Source organism: Paratractidigestivibacter sp. (assembly GCF_052362415.1).
Lineage (GTDB): Bacteria > Actinomycetota > Coriobacteriia > Coriobacteriales > Atopobiaceae > Paratractidigestivibacter.
Genome location: NZ_DAWEMK010000149.1, coordinates 1 through 3,356 on the forward strand (window position 1 = coordinate 1; position 3,356 = coordinate 3,356).

6 protein-coding genes are annotated in these 3,356 nt (G+C 67.1%); all 6 read left to right on the forward strand.

Annotated features, from left to right (window positions below; all coding sequences use genetic code 11):
• Nucleotides 1-33 precede the first annotated feature (33 nt).
• A complete protein-coding gene (locus ACT84W_RS10115) occupies nucleotides 34-240 on the forward strand; it encodes a hypothetical protein (protein ID WP_444329118.1) in 207 nt (68 codons plus the stop codon).
• On the forward strand, nucleotides 233-493 hold the full coding sequence (locus ACT84W_RS10120; RefSeq protein WP_444329119.1) for a DUF3310 domain-containing protein: 261 nt from the start codon (nucleotides 233-235) through the stop codon (nucleotides 491-493). The genes ACT84W_RS10115 and ACT84W_RS10120 overlap by 8 nt, the downstream gene beginning before the upstream one ends.
• Nucleotides 465-1,571 carry a tyrosine-type recombinase/integrase gene (locus ACT84W_RS10125; RefSeq protein WP_444329120.1) on the forward strand — a complete coding sequence of 369 codons (1,107 nt, stop codon included), beginning with the start codon at nucleotides 465-467 and terminating at the stop codon, nucleotides 1,569-1,571. The genes ACT84W_RS10120 and ACT84W_RS10125 overlap by 29 nt, the downstream gene beginning before the upstream one ends.
• 291 nt (nucleotides 1,572-1,862) lie before the next feature.
• A complete protein-coding gene (locus ACT84W_RS10130; RefSeq protein ID WP_417576585.1) occupies nucleotides 1,863-2,360 on the forward strand; it encodes a hypothetical protein in 498 nt (165 codons plus the stop codon).
• A gap of 163 nt (nucleotides 2,361-2,523) precedes the next feature.
• Nucleotides 2,524-2,673 (forward strand): hypothetical protein, encoded by a 150-nt coding sequence (locus ACT84W_RS10135; RefSeq protein WP_444329121.1) that lies wholly within the window; start codon nucleotides 2,524-2,526, stop codon nucleotides 2,671-2,673.
• 150 nt (nucleotides 2,674-2,823) lie between these two features.
• A complete protein-coding gene (locus tag ACT84W_RS10140; RefSeq protein ID WP_444329122.1) occupies nucleotides 2,824-3,012 on the forward strand; it encodes a hypothetical protein in 189 nt (62 codons plus the stop codon).
• Nucleotides 3,013-3,356 lie beyond the last annotated feature (344 nt).

A 3,356-nucleotide genomic window follows, 5' to 3' on the forward strand; every position in this document is an offset into this window, starting at 1 on the left:
GCTCGTGCGTCAATAGGATAGAGGTGGTAATCGATGAGTGACCACAGGGGCGAGAAGGCCGTGTTCCATTTCGCCGGTCTTCCGGGGCACACGGTCACGGTAGACGCCCAGTGCATCTATGACCAAGTCGAGAATGGCCAGCTTGCCACTTGGCAGGTCTTTTGGGTCGACGACGGGAAGATCAATCACATCGTGAACACGAACAACGTTGCGTTTGTGGAGGTGGTCCCCGATGAGTGACGCGGCCGAGACAGTCCGCGACCCCGGCTGGTACACGTCGGGCGCCGTGGAGACCATCGCCAAGATCGAGGCCGTCATAGACGGGCTGCCCGCGCGCGAGGCCTTCCTTTTGGGGCAGGTCATACGCTACGCCGACCGGGCAGGCGAGAAGGACGACCCGGCCATCGACCTGGGCAAGGCGAACAACTACGCATGGCGACTGGTCACGGGAGATTGGAGGTGCGATGACGGGGGCGAGCGTCTACCAAGGTAGGGACGGCGTCTGGCGCGCCAGGGTCATCTTCCCGGCGGACCCCGCCACCGGCCGCCGCGCCCGCAAGGTCAAGGCCTTCCCCGGGGCGAGGGACGCCGAGGAGGCCCGCGCCATGGCCGAGGCCTACGCCGCCGGGGCGTCCGGCGCGTCCATCCAGGGCGCGCTCGCGCGCTACGCCGAGGAGGTGGCGGAGAAGGGGGCCGCGGGGCGCGCGCCCAAGGCCAACACGGCGCACGACTACCTGGGCTACGCAAGGCGCCTGGGCGAGGTCTTCCCCGCCGTGCCGGCCTGCGAGGTCACGCCCGGCATGGTCTCGTCGGTGGAGTCGCAGCTCCTCTCGCGCGGGCTCTCGGCCACGACCGTCAACGGCTACCACCAGTTCATGAGCGGGGCCTTCTCGTGGATGGCCCGCCAGGGATGGGTGCGATCCAACCCGGCCGCGGACGCCATCCACCCGAGCGCCGGCAACCCCGACGCCTCCGGCAAGGCCCTCGACGAGGAGGAGCTGCGCGCGCTCGCCGCCCGGCTGAGGGCCGACGAGCCGGAGGCCGGCGAGTACAGCGAGTGGCAGTGCGCCATGACGGCGCTCGACCTCATCGCCTGCACAGGGATGCGCCTGGGCGAGGCCCTGGCGCTGCGCGTGCGGGACCTCCGCCCTCAGGTGCCCGACGTCTACGTCTGCGGCACCGTCTGCGAGCGCGGCGGCCTCTTCCGCCAGCCCACGGCCAAGAGAGGGGAGGACAGGCGCCTCGCCGTCCCTTCGCGCATCGTGCCGACCCTGCGCCTCATGGCCGACGGCAAGCGGCCGGACGACGCGCTCCTCTCGCCGGACGGCGCGATCGTGCGGCCCGCGGTCGTCCGGCAGGCCCTGCGGGCGGCTTGTCTTGAGGCGGGCGTGCGGCGGATCACGCCCCACGCGCTTCGGCACACGCACGCCACGCTCGCCCTGCAGCGCGGCTTCACCATCGCCGACGTCAAGGCGAGGCTCGGACACGCCGACGTGAAGACCACGCTCGGCATCTACGGGCACACGACGGCGGCGCGCGACAGGGGCATCGCCGAGTCCTTCGGCGGGTAAGGTTGGCACCGGGGCGGCGAGGACCACGGCAGGACCACGGAGGGCTTCCCGGAAAAGCATCGGCCGGGCAGCGTTCCCGCTGGCCGCGCTGCCCGCCGCCCCTCTTTCCGCCTATGGCCGGTGCGGACAACGCCTAATTGTCCGATTTACGGTGTATTGATTAAGAGAGTTATGCAAGTTAGGTAGATGGCCGCGATGCTTGGGTGAACCGGCGATAAGTGCCTCCCGATTCATATACGCGCAGGTAGAATGTATAGGCGGGTGAGACGACGGCTGATTGGGGTCTTCTTGATGGCAGAGAGCGGCTACGCCAACGCGAGGGAGTTCTTCGAGGCGGCGCGCGAGGCGAGCATCGACGCGGACAGGATCTCGCGCAGGCTCGCGGAGATGGAGGCGTCCGAGGGCGTCCGCGCCCAGGGCTACGACGCCCAGGGCCGCGGCTCCAGCAAGGACGTAAACGGCATGAGGCGTACCGAGGCCCGCATCGACTTCGAGCGCCGGGTGGAGGCGAGGCGCGAGGCCGACTACGACCTTATCGACCGCGCGACGTCGGTCATCTACGGGGACGGCCAGACCGGCATGGGCGGCATCGACGCCCTCATGGGCGGGGCCGCGGCCGACGTCATGTGGTGGCGCTTCTGCGCGGCCGCGACGTGGCCCGAGGTCTGCCGCGAGGCCGGCGTCACCGACAGGTGGGCGCGCCAGAAGGCCGAGCAGGCCATGGACATGTGCGACGCCTACGGCATGTGGGGGATGGTCCACGGGCTGGGCGTGGCGCAGGTTGGGTAAGCGCTCGGCTCGTGCCAGCTCATCGGTGCTATTGGCTGCTTAGGCATTTAAGTCGCGCCCCTTCGGGTAGTTCCGGAGGGGCTTTTTCTTGTGATTACATACACGTGTACACTTGCATATATATGTGTACACGTGTATACTAATAACTGTTAGGAGGGAGGTGATGAAGATGACGAAGCCGGAAGACCTAGCCGAGAAGGTAATCGTCGCCCTGATAGTCGAGGCGGTGAAGGAGATCTTCAAGACGGTGAAAGAAAAGGCTTCCAAGCCCAGGGACCGACCAAAGCACCTGAGGGACAAGGAAGCCGAGTAGCGGCAGGAGCGGGGGCACGGCCCCGCTCTTGTCACCACAGATTCTAACAGGAGGAGACATGGAATTCCTAGAGGACGTGCTCGGATGGCTGGCCGCCTTCGCGGTGGCCGACCTCGTCATACTCGCCGCCAAGAAGCTAAGGAGGAAGTGATGGCTCTCACCGACGCCCAGAAGAGGGCGAACGCGAAGTATGCCCGAGACAAGGTCAAGCAGGTCGGGGTCAAGTTCTACCCGGCCGACGAGGGGCTCTACGAATGGGTCAAGTCGCGCGGCAACGTGCAGGGCTATATCAAGGGCCTCATCCGCGCCGACATGGAACGCGAGAGGCGCGGCGCGTGAAAATCGTGCCGGGTCATGCCGTGTCGTGCCGGGTTGTGCCGGGACATGCCGGGCATTGGCGTGATACAACGTAGCCTGTGCGAAACGCACGAGAGAATCCAAGCAAGGCCCTGGGGCATCCCGGGGCCTTGCTCTTTAAGGGAGGGCGCCGTGCTTCCTCTGCGCGTCATCGAGTCCATCGCCTTGCGCTACGACACCCTGATGAGCCGGGCCATGCTCCGCGCCCTGGGCGTGGTGGTCAGGCCCAGGGCGGGGCTGTGCCAAAGCCTTGTGCCAAGCAGGTGCGCGAGGCCAAGTACGAGGGCATGAAGTGGTGCTTCGAGAACCACGGGAGCCCGTGCCGG